Source organism: Natronomonas moolapensis 8.8.11, from assembly GCF_000591055.1.
Classification (GTDB): domain Archaea; phylum Halobacteriota; class Halobacteria; order Halobacteriales; family Haloarculaceae; genus Natronomonas; species Natronomonas moolapensis.
Genome location: NC_020388.1, coordinates 1477260 through 1494789 on the forward strand (window position 1 = coordinate 1477260; position 17530 = coordinate 1494789).

Genomic DNA, 17530 nt, shown 5'->3' on the forward strand with positions numbered 1-17530 from the left:
TGTCTGGATCTGGATGTGTTCAATATCCCCGATCCAGACAATTACATTTCGGCGTCGGACGTCAAAGACGTAGCGGAAGAAGTCATTACTCCCCTCCCGTTGCCGGGTGTCGAGGGGAGCCCCCTCGACCCCGGCGACATCTGGCTCGTCGTCATTTTGGCTTGCGTCAACCAGACCTCGATCTGGGAAACATGCAAAGACACCAACGGAGCGCCCTGTGACGACACTACCTTCACGTGGCTCCACACCCTTGATCGTGGCTGGCTTGAGTTCGTCGCCAACCTTCTGCTCGGACGCCTCGCCATGACGATTCTCGACCCTGATCAGTCGAGAATTATCTCTGTCGACTTCATCGACAACCCCTACCACGGTGAGTACTACGCCGACGAAGGCGAACTCTGCTTAATGGCTCCCAAAGACGGGACGACCACCTGCCACCGCTATTACACGGCGTACGTCGTCTCCAACGGAAAACCGGTGACGCTGGCGATGACCTACGTCCGCAACGACGAAGACGAAACCGAAGCGGTCGAGCGCGTGCTCGCCCGCGTCGAGAACTATCCCTTCGAAATAGACCTTCTGCTTGCCGACAGCGGCTTCTACAACGAGCGCGTCATTCGCCGTACTTGTGATATCGTCGCAACAGTCGTTCATGTGCCCAAGAAGGGCGAGCGGATGAAGGACAAACTCGACGTCCACAAGTCGTACTGCGATAGATCGTTATTGTACAAAGACCGCGAGCGGGAAGCGCAGTTCCCGCTCGCGGTCGCTGTCTCCTAACAGAACGGTGATCGGGGCAAGCACGGCGAAGTTGTTCGTGGCTACGTGGCTTGTGGCGTCACTGATCGGTCACCAAAGCAGGTTGAACGCCTTTACAGGAAGCGTTCAGGTATTGAAACGACCTATCGCTCACTACGGCAAGCACGCGGGATCACGACGACGCGTGATCCCGTCGTGCGATTTGCGATCATGTTAGTCGCAGCACTGTTGGAGATCCTGTGGCTGGTTCTCAGGTGAGCGGTCGTCGCCCGCCCACGGCGGGGCGGGCGCGACCTGCCTAAAGAGTTCATGTTCAAGACGTTCTGCGACTGGATTCGTCACGAGCTCGAAGAGCAGTTGCGTCGGCAGTGGAAGATCAAAGCGAACGGGGTCGGTGCACCAGCGTCACAGGCAATGGCCGCGGGCTGACCGGGGTCAGCCCACGGCCTGTCCGTTGGGCGATGAGCGGCAGCTTTCGGCAACTACTGCCGAAATTCGGTTGATCTGGTCTGTTCGAGGTGGTGTCATGGAACCGCCCCGGTCTACTCTGCGGTAGCAACTGGGACTGACCGTCTAATCATACAGAAAGAGACTGTTCTGTGGCGTTCTGGCAGCACTCTCTCGACTCGTTTGGGAAGTACCGATCGTCCATCTCTTACTTCGTGCAGTATCTTGTGAAACTGATGTTTTGATCATTGGACAAGTCGGCTAAAATTGAATCGTCCGATCTCAAAATCTGCTGATAGAGCGTTGTTATCGGCTGAAAATTGAATATCATATATCGGATATCGCCGCTGTCTTGCGTTCAATAGAGCATGATCCTTCGGTCGAATCGTTCTTTGAGCGCGTACAAGATGTAAAACACATATTTTGTATCATATTTTAATTGGCTCCGAATGGATCGACAATTCAGGGGAAGGGGAGATCATCGTGGTCTGAAACCAATTCTACGGGAAGAAGCCTCGGGGCTGACCCCGAGGCAGTTCACGAGATTCAAACATACCCATCCATCTTTAGCTAATACTCACAGTAATACTGAATAACCGCGTATCGAAGCCGAATTGCGTCGCAACACGCTCGCTACAACCCGAAAACACAGTTTCCAATCGTCGTGTACCGCCTGTTCCCGGTAGTAAAAACATCTCAGTCGCTAGTTTCGTCGTTCTAATACCACGGGAAATAATTCTCTCTATAAATATTACTACCAGTCTTAGCTAAAGACGAATGCAAACATACCCTTCCATCCGGTGGTTCAATATGTGATGCTTTCTACGCACTACCTATGGGTGTCGGAGATGATCAAGAAGGAGATGAAACGATCGATCTCTCAGACATCTTTCTGTACTCTCTCCTCGGTGCTGAAGCCATTCATGTGCTCTTTTTGATTGGGAGTACCGTTCTCGAAGAAGGATTTCTTTCCGAGGTCCTACTCTGGGGGGGGCTTCTCACTATTCTGCTAGTCCCAGTGTTGGGGTATCTCGATCTTCGACGTCTCCGTACAGCGGGCTACTGGGAACCGCATGGCCGGGGCTCATTCTGGGTTCTTGGTATGCTTTTCCCGTTCGTAAGCCCCTCCGTCGTGATCGCGTACGTTCTCCGTCGACGCGAACTCGTGACACACGACGGTTTCTGGGGACGATGGGCATACGTTAGCGGTACGGCGGTCGCTGCTTTGACCCTCTCTATTGTCGGATTACTCATCTTTGGGGATCCATCCACCGAGGGCAACACAATAGGACAAAACGTTGCAGTGTCGATCTTTATCGCATTCACGCTTCTACCGAGCCTGACGACATATTTCGATCTCCAGTATCTACGCCGAGCGTGGAGCCACGACTTCTCATTTATAAACTGGCTCTGGGTTCCTATGATGCTCGTATGGTTTTTCCAGATCATATTCTTCACCGCTTACGGATACTGGCGAAGGAAATTCTTGGACGGTAAGCGATGGATCAAAACCACCGAGGACACCCTCAACAAGACCCGTTCACAGCTTGAAGAAGGTGTTAGTGCGCTCGAAAGCGACCAGTACGACAGCGCGCTGTCGTGTTTTAATCGTGCAGAGCAGTCACTAGACAACGCGAACGCGATCGTTAGGAGATTTATCGATGAGTCCTCTGATGAGTACCCGAAACACGCCCAGAAGGTGATTTCAGAAATCTCCGAGATGCAGCGGCATATAGAGGGTAATCGAGCGCATTCTGAGGCCGCAATCGCACTCGAAGCCGGTCTAGATGCGCTCGATGACAACAAGATCGAGTCGGCTATCGATTCGTTCGAAACGGCTATCGACCGAAGCGAGACAGCACTCGGCACGGTTGATGAGCAAGCCACCACAAACAAAATCCGTAAAACATCGCTGCGTGCACGCAACGAACTTGAGGCAACCCTCGAACAATATATCGACGAGAGAATACTCCCACTCGAAAACCGGATTGAGACCACTTACGAGGATGGTATTTCGGCGCTCAAAGCTGGCAACTACGACGAGGCCGCTGACTGCTTTTCCGAAGTTGACGACTACCTCAGTGAACTTCAATCACGGGTCAAAGCCTACGGTCTCAATCGGGACCTACCAGTCGACAGTGACGACGTCGCCGAGAAGATGACCACCGTCGAGCGACAGCGTATCGTTTCGGAGGAACTCGATCCGTTGGCCGACCAGATCGAATCGATGTATGAGGAAGGTGTGTCGGCACTAGAAGCTGGCAATTACGAGGCGGCATTAGACCGGTTCGAAGAGGCTAAGGATGCTATCGAACAGTTTCAGTCAGTCCAAGCGAACCACGGTTTTGACCGCGATCCACCGATAACTAGCGACGAGGTAGTCGATCAAATCGACACCGTTGAATGCGAACACGAGCGGGCAGCGATCGAAAGCTGCCTCAGTCGCGTTGGGGAAGCTCGTTCCGAAGGCAAATCGGCGATGGGCGCAAACGAGTACGACCGTGCCGTCACAACACTCGAACACGCTCGCGAAGAATTTAAAGACGTATCGTCGCTCATCGCCAAATCATCTCTTAATGAATGGGATCTTGAGGAGCGTGAATCAACGCTGAATGAGCTATACGAGACTGCGGTCACAGAGCGCGAAACACAACGATATCGTGACTCCAAAGAGCGTGGTGAAACACTGCTTGATGAGGCTATCGCCAGCGCTGAGGCGGGGAACTACGCCACTGCAATCAAAACCTGCAACGAGGCCCATGAGGCCTTCGAAGAGGCTCAAGCGGTCGCTGAAGAGTTATCGGTCGTCGGTGGGGACCAAATTGAGGATCGACTTGATGACATTTCCGACCTGCTTTCGGACTACCAAATCCGGGAACTGAGCGAGCGCGTCACTGATGCGCGCGTCTCCGTGGACGAGGGTGACCGCGAGCAATACCTTACGGCTGCCAACGACTTAGATGAGCTTACCGCAGAACTAGACGGACAGGAAATCGACCGCGAGCGTGATCTTGCGGTTCTCCGCGAAGAAGCCGAGCTTGAGCGCCTCAAGGCGTTGTTGCTTGCCGAACGAGAGCGATCTATAGAAGCAATTGAAGCGTTCCGAGACGGTGACTACGCGACCGCCCGAGATTATTTCGAGGACATACAGTCGGTTGTTGCCGGAATCCGAGCCGATGCGGAGGAGGCCGGGGTCACGGATTACGATGGAGTTATCGAGCAGCTTGAATCGACTTGTGAGCGAAACGCGACTGCGGCAAGACGAGGGGCATTGGGTATCGATGATGATCCGACAGTCACGCCAATCACGGTCTCGATGGGTAATAGAAATGATTCTAGCCAGTCACCAGATGACTCTGTTTCTGTACCGGTAGCCACTGACGACCCCGCTTCATCGATACGTCGATCCGGTGGAGCGTCCTTGGATGACGCACTACTGGATGCACTACCTGTGGCGGAGGTTAGGGGCCATATTGGATCGGGCGGTAACGCGGATGTCTATGAGGTTCGCCTCGACTCCGGGGAGCGAGCGGCGCTGAAGGTGCCACGCTGGCAAGGGACGCTCTCGGCAACGTTGATCGATGAGTTCGAGAACGAAGCCGAAACGTGGAGCAAACTCGATGAGCATGACGGAATCGTTTCAGTGATCAACTGGGACAATGAGCCACTCCCGTGGTTGTTGCTGGAGTATCTACCTGCATCTCTGGCAAATCGGATGGATTCACTATCGGTCGATTCAGGTGTCAGTGTGCTCGTCGATGTGGCTGATGCGTTAGAGTTTGCCCACGGTCGTGGCGTCGTCCATCTTGATGTCAAACCTGAGAATGTCCTGCTAACTGACACTGACACCCCAAAGGTTGGTGATTGGGGGCTCTCACAAGTTGTCCTCAACCACAAAAGAACCGGGATGGGACTGACACCCCCTTATTCCGCACCAGAACAACTCTCGGACGAGTATGGCGATATCGACCGAAGGACTGACATCTACCAGCTGTCAGCACTTGCTTACCGCGTCCTGACGGGGCGGGTACCGTTTGACGCCGATCGTCCGATTGACCTGCAACAGCAGATACTTCGCGAAGATCCGACCCCGCCTTCAACAATTAACCCGGCACTAGACCCGGCTATTGATGATGTACTAGTGAGGGGACTTGCTAAAAACCCGGACGATCGGTATGAGGCTGCTGTCCTCTTTCGAAACGCGATCTCATCGCTGGCCAGGTGAGGGTATGACACCTCCTCGGGGTAAACGCCGAGGTCTCCACGCGCTTGGAATCGGGCGAACCAGCGTCAACGGTGACAACATTCTCTTTGCAGATACTCCGGTTTGCACACAAGCTGTCGATCCCTTGATCGCGTCGCAAAGCCGTGAAGAATTTTCAACTCCGAGAGTAAACGCGAACTCATAAACGAGACTTACGAACACAATGTTCTCTGGCGCGATATCGAAACACGACTCGGAGAATTCCTCAAGAAAGCAAAGAGTAACCGAATTGAACCATCCGCACGTCTTGACCAAGTCAACGAGGCATCCGTCTTTAGCTAAGACGAGAACCGCGTGACAGTAACGGCTTATCGAGGCTACTTTTCGAGAGGAATGAGGAGGAGAAGTCTGTGCACGACTCTCGCTCCTCATCGAGAATCATGCGTCGGCTTACTACACTGTTTCCCTCCGAGTTCCTCGAAGAGCACGCCGAGGAACTCGGCGTGGTATTGGTCTTTAATTAATACTTTCAGTAATATGATGGCGGTGTTCAGGTAAGAATGAAGAGTGAGGCGGTACGTTTTTGAGTGCTCTATGCCCAAAAACGCCCGCTTCAACGGCTGTTTGAACGAGATCGAATTAGGTTTTGTGGAACGAGAAGCGACACCACGATTTCTGATGAAGCTCGGTATTCAGCTCCATCTTGCTGGATTATCGCTTTCGAATACCGTTTCGGTTATTGAGATATTTGGTGTCAAACGGAGTCGATCTACTGTTCATAATTGGGTCCACAAAGCTGATCTACAGCCCGAATCTGATCAGAATCCGGATCACGTTGCGGTCGATGAAACAGTGATCCGACTCAATGATGAGCAGTATTGGCTGTACGCTGCTGTCGATCCCGAAACAAATGAATGACTGCACACACGGCTTGAGCCAACCACAAACAAGGGTATCGCTCACGCGTTCTTTGCTGAACTCCGCGAGAAACACACCGTTGATAACGCCGTGTTTCTCATTGATGGTTCACACACACTGAAAGACGCCTGTCGCCGTCACAGCCTCGATTTCAGATATGAAAAACATGGAAATCGGAATAGTGTCGAACGTGTCTTTCGAGAGGTAAAACGACGAACTACCAATTTCTCAAACTGTTTCAGCAACGCCAAAGCAGAAACTGCCGACGAGTGGCTCAGATCGTTCAGCTTCGCATGGGATCAGCTTATCTGAACACTACCAATATGATGTAGCTTCGGTTTTTACCCAGATTCGACGATGTTACGCCGGTTACACGGAGAAATTAGCACTTCCCAGGGACGCTTATCGCTCGATATCGGCAGCACCAAGATCTAAACCGTGAGCTATCTTGTTCTCGATACCTATAGACATAATTCAGGTCCAAATATTATTATTGGGCTTAATTAAAGACGAATGGATGTTAGAACTACCCGACGTCCATTGCAAGCCCTTGGCCGTCCACGTAGAACTGCTCGGCTCGGCCATCCGCTTCTAGCCGCTCAAAAGCACGTTTGATGATGTGACGGTCGAATCCATGCTCTGTGGAGATCTCTTCGAGACCAATGGTTTCGCGACCAATCTCGTTGAGATACCCAGATTGAATCGTTTCGATGCACGCCTCGACACGCTCAGCACTGACAGCCCGCTCAAACAACGAGATATTGTCAGCGACAACCGGATCAGACTCATCGTATATGAGACTGCCATTACGGAGGTCAACAAGACAGATGCTCACTTGTCGGCTGTAGTGGGTGCGTGCAAGCTCATCGGTCGCGATTTTTGATTTAACCTGGTCGGTCCAACCGGTCGGAGATGCGATACCGAGTAGATATGTGACGTCTTTTCGATCAGCCTCGCGGACAGCATCGTTAACGAAACCCAATAGATCCTCGATATCGGCAGCGGTCGCATCAAACCCGTTCGCTGCGTGGGCTTCTAAATCTGAGTATACTGTCGCTTCGATAATCATCTCCGTCTGTTCGGAGAGGCCGAGATACTGACTTTCCGTTATTTCATACCGTGTCGTTGGATTCGTCGGATAACTCTCGACATGCTCGCCGTTTTTGTCATCCAATAACTGCACCATATGTGGTGCCCGGTTACGACGCTGGCTGCGCCGCTCCCAGTAGCCGTCTGGAATGTTGTAATTCCGGTCGGGAAGCCGCAAGGAGTCGATCTCGTGCATCTTCGTATCGAAGCGACCGACATAATCCATCTCGAAGAGTTTCGCTGTCGAAGCACTGACAACTTCGGAGCCGTCAATCCCATCCACTTCTGCGGCAGGGTCGCTCCCTGAACTGATGGATCGCCCTATGTCATCGACCTGTCTCTCGAGATCCTGTTGACGCTCCTCGAGACGATCACGAGCATGCTCTATTTGTTCACGCTCGCGCTGGAGCCGATCGATTTCCGCTCGGAGCTCCGAGCGTTGTTCAGTGATACGCTTGAGCTCGCTCTCCACGATCTCCGTAGCGTCTTCACGTCTGCTGTCGCTGCTCTGTTGTGCCTTTTGCCGAGCCTGTTCAAGTTGTTCAATGTTTTCGCCGAGCTGTGTCTCAAGTGTCTGAGTCCGCGCAATAGCAGTTTGTAACTCGACAAGGACCTCGTCATCGAGGCCACCAATGTCCTCGAGTTCAGCGCGGACCTCTTCAATATCAACAGTTTCGCTGGCAAGGTCACGCTCGACGCAGTGAAGTTGCGATTCGAGCTGTTTTCGCTGCTGCTGGAATCCCGTTTGCAACGATGTTTCGAGGTCGTTCAGCTCTGCTTGGAGCATCTCCTTGATTTGCTCACGTTCGCTTGAGGCGTCAGCAACGGCTTCGATTGCCTCTTCGATGCTCTCAACCATATGCTCCATTCCATGCGTTTCGACATAGACGAAGAAGCCCTGCCGGATGCGTTCGCGGCGATCGTTGTATCGGTCGACGAGCCGCTCGATTACGTCCTGTTGGACCTCGGGGTTATCGATGAGGTCATCCATGTTGGCAATCTGCGTGGAGGTGTACTCTTGAACGAGTTCGTACACTTCTCCTTCCATCCGGCGGATACGCCCCTCAATCTGCTCTTGATCGAGCGCATCAAACTGCTTGTAGCGATCAAACTCAACGACAGCTTGCAGTTCGGCCTCAATGAAGTCGTCCTCCATCGCTTTTGGCAGTTCTCCTTCGGCATAGAAACTCGCTGCAAGTAACAACCGTGCAAGTCGAATCTCCCCTCGCAGTCTATTCTCCTCGCTACTAGTGAGGAAGTCGCTGCACTCTTTACCGAACTCCCAGTTGAGTTCTTCTTCGTTCGATTTGATCTCGTTATATCGTTCGATTCGCGACCGATCCGGCATCCGCTTGAGCGCTGCGAGGTCCTCGTTTAGTATTCGTTCGCTCGTGTACGTGAGTTCGTTGAGCCAGTCTTGACAGTCGGTCATTGTTGATCAGGTGCTTGACTTGCTGCGTATTCGGTCAATTCGGCCTCGAAAAACTCTGCGAGAAACGATGGGGCCGGCGGATATCCGTTGATATTGATTTGGGCGACCACCTGTCCCTCTGTCTCGTTCAGTCTATAGCCTACTTCCGCACGTCCCTTCTTAGTGTATACTTCATATTCGTTTCGCGCAGCTGATTGTAGGACCGCCTTCTTCTTAGACAGAATATACTCAACGAACGTTTCTACTGCATCTATTGACGCAGCGATCCGCTGCTCTACCGTGACGCTCTCGGGTTCAACGTCCGTGTCAACCGGTTCAAGCCGGCAGATATCAACCTGCTGTTCAGGGACCTTGGCGACTAATTGCTCATACAGCTCGTCACGATCAACTCCTTCTGCGATGCGGACAAGCCCGCTGGGGCGGTTGATCTCTCCCTCGTCCCAATTATTAAACAGGTACTCCGCACGCTTTCGTTCTGCATCTTCCTCATAATCGACAATATAGAGGTATCGCCCTTCGTTGTTATCTTCGGACATGGATGCCTCCCTTTGAGGGTGCCCCAAACTCTCCCCATTTGATGATGTTTGTATCGCTGGACAGTTGGCCGATTGGTCGTCCCACACTTGGATTCTAGTGGCCACCTACATATATTTACCTCCATTTTGGAGATAACTCTTAGTTGTTCCAAATGCCACCGATATGGCTCGAAATGTCCAAAGAACGGGGTCTGAACGTATATCTCCATATTGGAGACAACAATAAAGGTACATATAGTACAAAAACTTAAGTAGTTAGTGCTTAATGGAGTGAGTAGGGGGTTTGACTCAGGCAGATGAACGTCACACTCTGGATCCCGGCGGTGCTCGTGATTAACCTCGTCTTAGGGGGGCTGTTGATGATCGGCGTTTTCAGCTTCATGGAGCGCCGCGTCTCACTCGGTGCCCTCGGTGGAATTGTAGTCGGGACGGGGGTTATCTACACGCAGGCAACCCTAGGTGAGGAGATGCTCCAGGTCACCGTTGGTGAAATGAAGTTGCTGGTTATCGCGGCCTCTCTGGGTGCAGTCATCGGAGTGGTCGGAACCGTCCTCGCTGTCGAACCAGACCTCTGAGTGGCATAGAATATAAATAACCACACTGAGCGATACAACATACCACAATGGAACTACGAGATTGGGTTCAGGAACGATTTGGCACCGCAGATACAGAAACGCTCCTTGACGAGAGCGTCTACGGACAAAACGAACTACGGTCTGACAAAAAGAAGCTTGAACAAGGTCTGAAACAGCTTGAAAGCGATATGGACACCCACTCGAAAAAGTACCAGAAGCTACTGGAAAAGGGTGCCGAGGCCGACGAAATGCGACGCCGACAGTACGCACAGAAGGCCAAATTCGAGAAGAAAAAATACGAGATTAAAAAGAAGAAACACAAGGCAAACAGCATCAAACTCGGGACGATCATCTCTATCGAAGGGATGCGCGAAGTCATGAATATGCACGAGAGCCAAGAGCTTAGCCTTGATGAGGCGATGAGCCAAGATATCAATGCACAAGAAGTTCAAAGCGAGATCATGGACCAAATGGCGCAGTTTGGTCTCGAACTAGAGGATATGCAGCAGGTTCAAGATGCTCTCGATGTAGAGATCCTTGATGAGGATCTTGAACAGGGAGCTTCCGAAGAGCTCGAAGCTATGGAGAAGATGGCAGCCGGCGAAATCTCCAGCGAACAAGTTGATGTCGAGGAAGACATGGAAGTGGAAGCTGACGACGTTAGCGTTGATGTCGATATCGAGGAAGACATGAACGAGACGGACGTGTTCTAATCGATTATGTCGCTCGAAAAGAGCGCACAGAAGAGTCATTTTGAATCCGAGTACAAGAACTACCGAGAACAGGCCGAACGAGCTCGCAAAGAAGGAAACGCAAAAAAAGCAGCTCGATACTATCGACAGTGCGTTGAGGTTCTGCAAGATATTGCCGAGTTAGAGTCTAGTGGACGGCTTACGCAGGAACGGCTTGAGCTGGCAAAGAACCTCAACACTGCGGCTGATCGGCTTGAGAACGATCAACCGCTTGTCAGTGACGAGACTGATAGCGAATCGTCAACGGGCAGTGGGTCCGGCAGTGGCGGTAATGAGGGACGTCCTGCAGGGGGCGATGGGGATGGCGACGAAGCTGACCCATCTGCGTATCTCGAAGATCCGCCCGATCTCAGTTTCGGCGACGTTGGTGGGATGACTGATCTCAAGGAAACGCTGAAGGATCAGGTCATAGATCCGCTTGAACGCCCAGAGCTATATGAAGAGTACAACCTCGGCGTTGTCAACGGCGTTCTGTTATATGGGCCACCAGGAACCGGGAAGACGTATATTACAGAAGCACTCGCTGGCGAGCTTGATTACAACTATATCGAAGCCCAGGCGTCGGACATCACCAGTTCCCTCGTCGGTGAAGCTGCCGAGAACATGAGCGAGATGTTCGAAGTCGCCCGGGACAACCAGCCCTGTCTCCTGTTCATGGATGAGATCGAGGCGATTGCTGCCGAACGTAGCGGGGGCTCACAAAAGACGATGAGTGAGAGCCAGATGATCACTCAGTTTCTCACGGAAATGTCTGAGACCAAAGGTGAAGATGTCGTCGTTGTTAGCGCAACGAATCTCCCTGACGAGATTGATGCCGCGGCATGGCGTCGATTCGACGAGCGAATCGAGGTACCACCGCCGGATGCGACTGCTCGTGGCGCGATTCTCCGAGTTCACCTTCGCGAACGTCCCGTCTTGACCGACGAAATAGAGTGGGACCAAATCAAGGAACGTACTGATGGCTACTCGGCAAGCGACCTCGAGATTATCGCTTCGACAGCTGCCCGGAAAGCACTCAAAGAAGCTCGTGCCTCGGATGAAGTTGTCCCGATAACGCAAAAACATCTCGAGATGGCCATCGAGTCGACGAAGTCTAGTCTTGAAGCATGGGATAAATGAAGAGCTATTTGACACCCAAACGCGACGCAACCCACGCCGAGACGGTTCGACGAATCCCGATTAACGGGCCCGTTGGGCTCTATCGGCTTGATGACGGAAGCCACGCCGTTATTGCTGAGACCGACGATGAAACGATCGAACTTGGCGTCCGAGATGCTGCCGTCTCTCGAAAAAAGGGCGGGTCAGCACCAGTTGAACTCCTCCCCGACGCTCGTGGAATCCGTGTCCGCAATCAAAATAGCAAGAATCCAGTGAGCGTGAAAACAACCCTCCGTGAGCAACAACTCGCCGAAGGGGAGAATACAGTTATCAAGGACGATTGTATCATCGAACTCGGTATCACGACCGAGATTCGCGCAACGGTCGAACGAGACCGTAACACCCTCTCGAAAGAGGAACTTAAGGAAAAGCTTGGAATGAAACAGGAAGGAGATGTCATGGAGGGTGTATCCCCAGCGGCTCATGCCCGCGCAATAGCGGTCAACTTTAGAAAAGCCACCAACGAATCGGTTCCTGAATGCCGAAAGTACGCAACCGAATTGAAGAACTTCGTCGCAGAACATGAAGTTGAGGACCCCGATTACGAGCCAGTCCTCGACGAGCTACAACAGGTAACCAAGCGGCTCGAAAACAAGTCATCTGGGGCACTCCGAGGGAGTGGTATCGACGAAGAGTGGAACGAAGAAATTGACCTGCTAGCAGATCGCGCCGAGAAGCTGTACGGGCGAGCTGATTGATCGGTAAACAAGTGTGGAACGCTCTGAATTATGAATACACACGAATTAACGGACGTTGGAATAAAAAGGGATGCGAACGAAGACGCCGTTCTGACAGCCTCAATCGGGGAACAGTACCTACTGGTTGTTGCGGACGGAATGGGAGGTCACGCTGCCGGTGACGTTGCAAGCGATATTGCGACGACCCAAATCGAAGAGATTGTTGCGAACTCGCTTCCAGCTGAGGAAACCGAGTACGAAGCTATACTTGCAAATGCGATCTCTGCGGCTAACAGAGAGATACATGCTCACGCTACAGATGACCCATCATTATCTGGAATGGGGACGACCGTCGTCGCGGCAATCATTGATGAAGCTGAGGCGACTGTCGCAAACGTCGGTGATAGTCGGTGTTATCATATCGACGATGATATTGAGCAGGTAACCATTGACCAGTCGCTCGTCCAAGAGTTGATTGAAGCGGGTGAGATCACGGAAGCTGAAGCTAAGGATCACCCACAGCGAAACGTCATCTCACAGTCGCTTGGAACAACGGACGATGTCGAGCCGGACTTCTATACGCAGGGTATCGACGGGACGCTTCTACTCTGCTCTGACGGTCTTACTGAAGAAGTCTCCGACAGCAACATCGCAAAAATAGTTAGTGAGGAACCGACACTGACTGAGACGGCAGAAACCCTCGTTCACCGCGCAAATCAGAACGGCGGGAGTGATAATATAACCGTTGCAGTATGTACGAGATCTGAGGAAGAATGAGCGAGATATGCGTCTCTCACTACCTTGACCTACGATGCGTCTAAATCGAGCTATTGATACCTGTTGAGCAATTCCCGCAGGTCGTTCCTGAACAGCACAACTGAGTCGTATCTGTTAGATTTTTCTTTGGCCAATGCCGTCAGCAGGACCTGATCCAAGCCTTCCGGTACATCCGCAAGTTCGCTTGGTGGGGTTGGTTGTGTATGTAAAGCATTATACATCGCTTCTGCCGGCTCACCACTAAACGGTGGCTCTCCAGTAATCAAATTATAACAGACCGCGCCAAGTTGATAGATATCCGTAATATCGTCGGTTGCGCCATATTCGTCATCAAACTGCTCTGGTGCCGCGTAGTGGGGCGACATCCCTTCGACGCTTCCAGGATGTTCGAGCAAATGTTTCGATAAGCCCCAGTCAGCTATCTTTGGTACGTCCCATGCGTCTTGGACTGTACGAAACAGGATATTCTCAGGTTTTAAATCGAGATGCGCCACTCCTCGCCGATGTGCGTGGTGAAGCCCGTTTGTAATGGCAATACTAGTCCAGAGCGCTTGCTGGATATCCATCTCGCCATTCCTTTCGCCGAGATGTCCCCCGTCCATGTGCTCCATCGCAATCCATGGCAGTGGATTGCTGCCATATTCTACGATACCGACAATATGATCATTGGAATCTAACTTGCTCCATATCTCAGCCTCTTTGAGCAGTCGTTCGATATCATCAGTATGGAGCGTGCCATGCATTCGAGGCTCCTTGATTGCCAACGCTATATCCCCGTCGGCTGTCGGTAGTGTCGCCTTCATTACGTCGGCGTTCCCACCCTCCCCGATGGGTTCTCTATTCGTTAGCTTATCATATTCTACTTCCACACTAGGAACAGTTGGGATCTTATCCGGAGAATACAGGACCTTGCTTTGGGCCGTCTCCCTCTCTTTTGAGTTTAGTGTGAGCTCAGAAGTTGTGTCTAGTGATCTCTCCGATGCAGTGGTCTCTGGGGAGCTTGTTGTTTCAGTCTCCTCCATATCATCAGTATCTGTATTTTCGCCCTGTCTGGTCAGCCACCACTCTTTGACCCGACTGGGACTGAGGTATCCGAACAACACAGGGAGGACCTGAGCTGAACCATCGGTTGCTTGCTCTGTGCTCTCGTCCGGTTCCGTAGTATCATCTTCGTCAAACTCCTCGGCAAGCCACTCCTCAAACTCATCATCGGTAACCGCATCTGCCTCCATACCGATTACTCCACCAAATGGCTCGTCGTTATCTGGAGTTTCCTCTTCAGTATCGTTTCCTCTTCGAGCAAGCCACCATAGACCAGCCCCCCCGATCCCAAGCCCACCAACTGCAGCGGGAAGAACGTTCTCTGCTTCCTCCGGGAGCACTCCAGGGCTAGCATCAAGATCTATATCGGGTACGCTATCCGCATCTATGCGTGGTCTGCCGGCCAGTATTCCAGCCTCTGTAAGCGCGGTCACTCCGTTGGTTGTCCCTAAATAGATATTTCCGTCAGCGATCGCCGGTGTGCTGTACGTTGCCCCAGTAACTTCGTATGACCACCTTTCGTTTCCATCAGATCTGTTTAATCCGTGAATGATACCCCGACTATCCAGTACGTAGACTAGGTTACCAGCAATTGCGGGCTGAACATCGCCGGCGCGTATTTTATACTGCCACCGTACGTCGCCGTTTGAGGAATCCAGCGCATAAAGATCCTTACCGATGACGAGCACAGTCTGCTCGGCTACACTTGCTGAGGAACTTCCGGAACCAGCCGTATCGAACCGCCACTTCTCGGTTCCCTCAGTTGTACTCACCGCGTGTAATATTCCGCCATCGTCGACAATATATACAGTTCCGTTCGCGACTGAAGGCGCGTTTTCAACTGCATTATCTGTCTCGTGGTACCACTTTTCAGATCCTGTATCTGCAGAAAACGCATATAATCCAGTGTCGACTGAATCGCCGATATAGACGGTGTCATCAGCGACCGCTAATGACGAGCGGAGAAAGCTACCAGATGGCGATGGTGACTCCCACTCCTTGGAGCCATCAGTAGCCGAAATGGCATACACATGATTGCCTCCACTAATATAAACAGTCCCGGCATCAACTCTCGGTTGGGTTTCGCCATTATTCAGTTCGTATGTCCACTGTTCGGTTCTATCATGTGTCGATAGCGCATATAGTGTTCCAGTTTCACCGTTTGGATCGCTGGCGACGAAAACAGCGTTATTCGCGACAGAGGGCGATCCAAATGAAGTGTTAGTTCTGTCCCCAAATGTCCAGCGCTTGGTCCCGTCTTCCGTTGCCAGCGCGTAGAAACCAGAATCACCGCCAACGTAGACAGTTGCGCCAACAACTACCACGTCTGTAGTTATTCCCTGCGGACCAACATCCTCAAAGATCCAGGCCTGTCTGATGTCACCTGTTGGTCCAGTATTGCTTGCCGCATACCCCGTATTGGCGCTGATATATCCCGACTGGTGCCACCCTTCTGATATCGAACGGTCCTCAGCTACGAAATCTGATGCTTGAAAAGGTGACCCGACAAAAACAGCCCCTCCTACAGACTGTAAGAACTGCCGACGGCCAGCCTTTTCATGAGCCATTGTATTCTTAATGTGAGCTAAGACAAAAAAGCTATTCTCATACAGCGCTGTAGAGCCATCAGATATCACCGTACTGTTTTTATCAGAACTCGACGAAAAAATTGCCGTGTTGAATAGCGGTCTCTGAGCTAGGCTGAAGCGACATTGACTTTGAGGCCGCTTAGTAGTAGCCTCTGATACACCGACTCAAAGTCCGACCTCCCCAGCCAACAGCGCTATTCAACACAGCACAAAAAATAGCGGCTGAGGGCAATCTATACGTGGCTTTGGAACGCCATATATATCATCATCAACTCGATATCAGATGACTCTTAATCCAAACGAGTACGAACTGATCCCGGATCAAACGCTGGAATCGCCAGATATCGATATTGACCGCAATTCTCTGGAAGAATTGGAACATATCGGAAGTGGCGGAACAGCCGATGTGACGAAGATGCGGACGGAAAGCGGTACCGTAGTCGCACTCAAACAGCCACGCTTCCGGGAAACCCTCGACCATCGCACTACGGACAGCTTCACCTCCGAGGCAAAAACATGGGCACAACTGGACGATATTACGGGCGTAGTTGACGTTATCGACTGGGGTTCAACGCCGGTTCCGTGGATTGCGTTGGAGTACATGGATGGCGGGTCGCTTGCTGCCCGGATTGGGGAAACATCTATTGAGGAGTCTCTGTGGATTAGTTACTGCGTAGCCGACGCTGTTCACCAGGCACATCGGCGCGGTGTCGCTCACTTTGATTTAAAGCCTGATAACGTACTGTTCCGCTCAACTGCGACGAAGACATGGGACCTCCTGAAAGTGAGCGATTGGGGGCTTGCAAAGCAACTGTTACATGACTCACGCGATGTCAATGGGCTCTCTCCACGCTATTCGGCACCAGAACAGCTTGATCCCGACACCAGTGGGTCGCCGGATGATCTCACTGATATCTACCAGCTTGGCGTAATCGTATATGAACTCTTGACCGGTGAGCCGCCGTTCTCAGGGGATTCCCAAACGATAATCAGCGGCCACCTCGCCGAGTCACCGGCACAACCCAGCAAAGTGAGCGACGCCCTGCCAACAGCTGTTGATACTGTCGTTGGAACGGCTCTCGCGAAAAAGAAAGCCGACCGGTACGAATCCATGCTTGATTTCCGTCGTGATATAGCGACACTATTCCGCGCTGTCGCGCTTGATGCTCCCGCTTCGTCTATTTCCTACGACGATCAGTCGAAGTCATCCCCGGCTGCTGATTTTGATCCCTCGGTATCGGAAGACTCCAAGACTACCGTTGAGCCAGACGATCATTTCGCCGCTGGAAGCAACCTCCGGAACGACGCTGATTCTCCCGGTGTCTTAGATTCGATCCAAGAACACTCGAAAAGCGACGAGAACAGGAAGTTTCCTTGGCAGCAACGGGAGAATGCACCGGGATTGAATGACGTTGAACAGACCACCAGTCGCGAGGGGTCGCCTGCACTAGACGGTATGAAATCAAAAACAAAAGAGAATCATAAAGAGCAGTCGCAGGATTCGGCTCAAGTGCTGTCCATGCTCCTATCCGTATTAAAAAGGCTGTTTGGTAGTTGATCTCCGCGGGGATACGTT

10 protein-coding genes and 2 pseudogenes are annotated in these 17530 nt (G+C 52.0%); 9 read left to right on the forward strand and 3 right to left on the reverse strand.

Annotation, left to right across the window (positions count from 1 at the left end; genetic code table 11):
- The first annotated feature begins 15 nt into the window (after positions 1–15).
- The 3 genes and pseudogenes from NMLP_RS07325 to NMLP_RS14330 all read left to right on the forward strand — a co-directional run bounded on the left by NMLP_RS07325 (position 16) and on the right by NMLP_RS14330 (position 6640).
- Positions 16–1188: pseudogene (locus NMLP_RS07325) on the forward strand (ISH3 family transposase).
- Between the two features lie 853 nt (positions 1189–2041).
- Positions 2042–5431, forward strand: a complete 3390-nt coding sequence (locus NMLP_RS07330) for a protein kinase domain-containing protein (protein WP_049926271.1) — start codon at positions 2042–2044, stop codon at positions 5429–5431.
- A gap of 573 nt (positions 5432–6004) precedes the next feature.
- Positions 6005–6640: pseudogene (locus tag NMLP_RS14330) on the forward strand (IS6 family transposase).
- Positions 6641–6854: 214 nt separating this feature from the next.
- Here the strand turns inward: NMLP_RS14330 and NMLP_RS07340 are convergent.
- Positions 6855–8849, reverse strand: coding sequence for a coiled-coil domain-containing protein (locus tag NMLP_RS07340; protein ID WP_015409486.1), 1995 nt, complete (start codon positions 8847–8849; stop codon positions 6855–6857).
- On the reverse strand, positions 8846–9385 hold the full coding sequence (locus NMLP_RS07345) for a hypothetical protein (RefSeq protein WP_049926276.1): 540 nt from the start codon (positions 9383–9385) through the stop codon (positions 8846–8848). The genes NMLP_RS07340 and NMLP_RS07345 overlap by 4 nt, the downstream gene beginning before the upstream one ends.
- Positions 9386–9681: 296 nt before the next feature.
- Here NMLP_RS07345 and NMLP_RS07350 point away from each other — a divergent pair, with 296 nt between their 5' ends.
- From NMLP_RS07350 to NMLP_RS14335, 5 genes are read left to right on the forward strand one after another with little or no spacing between them, the layout of a single operon-like run.
- Positions 9682–9960, forward strand: coding sequence for a hypothetical protein (locus NMLP_RS07350; RefSeq protein WP_015409487.1), 279 nt, complete (start codon positions 9682–9684; stop codon positions 9958–9960).
- 47 nt (positions 9961–10007) lie between these two features.
- The gene (locus NMLP_RS07355; RefSeq protein ID WP_015409488.1) at positions 10008–10673 is read left to right on the forward strand and encodes a hypothetical protein; all 666 of its coding nucleotides are present in this window, start codon (positions 10008–10010) and stop codon (positions 10671–10673) included.
- A gap of 6 nt (positions 10674–10679) precedes the next feature.
- Positions 10680–11831: an ATP-binding protein gene (locus NMLP_RS14785; protein WP_015409489.1), complete on the forward strand. Its 1152-nt coding sequence runs from the start codon at positions 10680–10682 to the stop codon at positions 11829–11831.
- Positions 11828–12568 (forward strand): hypothetical protein, encoded by a 741-nt coding sequence (locus NMLP_RS15110; RefSeq protein WP_015409490.1) that lies wholly within the window; start codon positions 11828–11830, stop codon positions 12566–12568. The genes NMLP_RS14785 and NMLP_RS15110 overlap by 4 nt, the downstream gene beginning before the upstream one ends.
- Before the next feature lie 30 nt (positions 12569–12598).
- A complete protein-coding gene (locus NMLP_RS14335; RefSeq protein ID WP_015409491.1) occupies positions 12599–13324 on the forward strand; it encodes a Stp1/IreP family PP2C-type Ser/Thr phosphatase in 726 nt (241 codons plus the stop codon).
- 50 nt (positions 13325–13374) lie between these two features.
- On the opposite strand, the gene NMLP_RS14340 is transcribed toward NMLP_RS14335, so the two are convergent.
- Complete coding sequence (locus tag NMLP_RS14340) at positions 13375–15933, reverse strand: outer membrane protein assembly factor BamB family protein (protein ID WP_076982701.1); 2559 nt, start codon at positions 15931–15933, stop codon at positions 13375–13377.
- A 304-nt stretch (positions 15934–16237) separates the two neighbouring features.
- On the opposite strand from NMLP_RS14340, the gene NMLP_RS14345 reads away from it, so the two are divergent.
- Positions 16238–17512, forward strand: a complete 1275-nt coding sequence (locus tag NMLP_RS14345; protein WP_015409493.1) for a serine/threonine protein kinase — start codon at positions 16238–16240, stop codon at positions 17510–17512.
- Positions 17513–17530: the final 18 nt, after the last annotated feature.

Coding starts and splice junctions, on each gene's coding strand:
- NMLP_RS07330 (WP_049926271.1), top strand. CDS start 2,042: ATGGGTGTCGGAGATGATCAAGAAGGAGATGAAACGATCGATCTCTCA.
- NMLP_RS07340 (WP_015409486.1), bottom strand. CDS start 8,849: ATGACCGACTGTCAAGACTGGCTCAACGAACTCACGTACACGAGCGAA.
- NMLP_RS07345 (WP_049926276.1), bottom strand. CDS start 9,385: ATGTCCGAAGATAACAACGAAGGGCGATACCTCTATATTGTCGATTAT.
- NMLP_RS07350 (WP_015409487.1), top strand. CDS start 9,682: ATGAACGTCACACTCTGGATCCCGGCGGTGCTCGTGATTAACCTCGTC.
- NMLP_RS07355 (WP_015409488.1), top strand. CDS start 10,008: ATGGAACTACGAGATTGGGTTCAGGAACGATTTGGCACCGCAGATACA.
- NMLP_RS14785 (WP_015409489.1), top strand. CDS start 10,680: ATGTCGCTCGAAAAGAGCGCACAGAAGAGTCATTTTGAATCCGAGTAC.
- NMLP_RS15110 (WP_015409490.1), top strand. CDS start 11,828: ATGAAGAGCTATTTGACACCCAAACGCGACGCAACCCACGCCGAGACG.
- NMLP_RS14335 (WP_015409491.1), top strand. CDS start 12,599: ATGAATACACACGAATTAACGGACGTTGGAATAAAAAGGGATGCGAAC.
- NMLP_RS14340 (WP_076982701.1), bottom strand. CDS start 15,933: ATGGCTCATGAAAAGGCTGGCCGTCGGCAGTTCTTACAGTCTGTAGGA.
- NMLP_RS14345 (WP_015409493.1), top strand. CDS start 16,238: ATGACTCTTAATCCAAACGAGTACGAACTGATCCCGGATCAAACGCTG.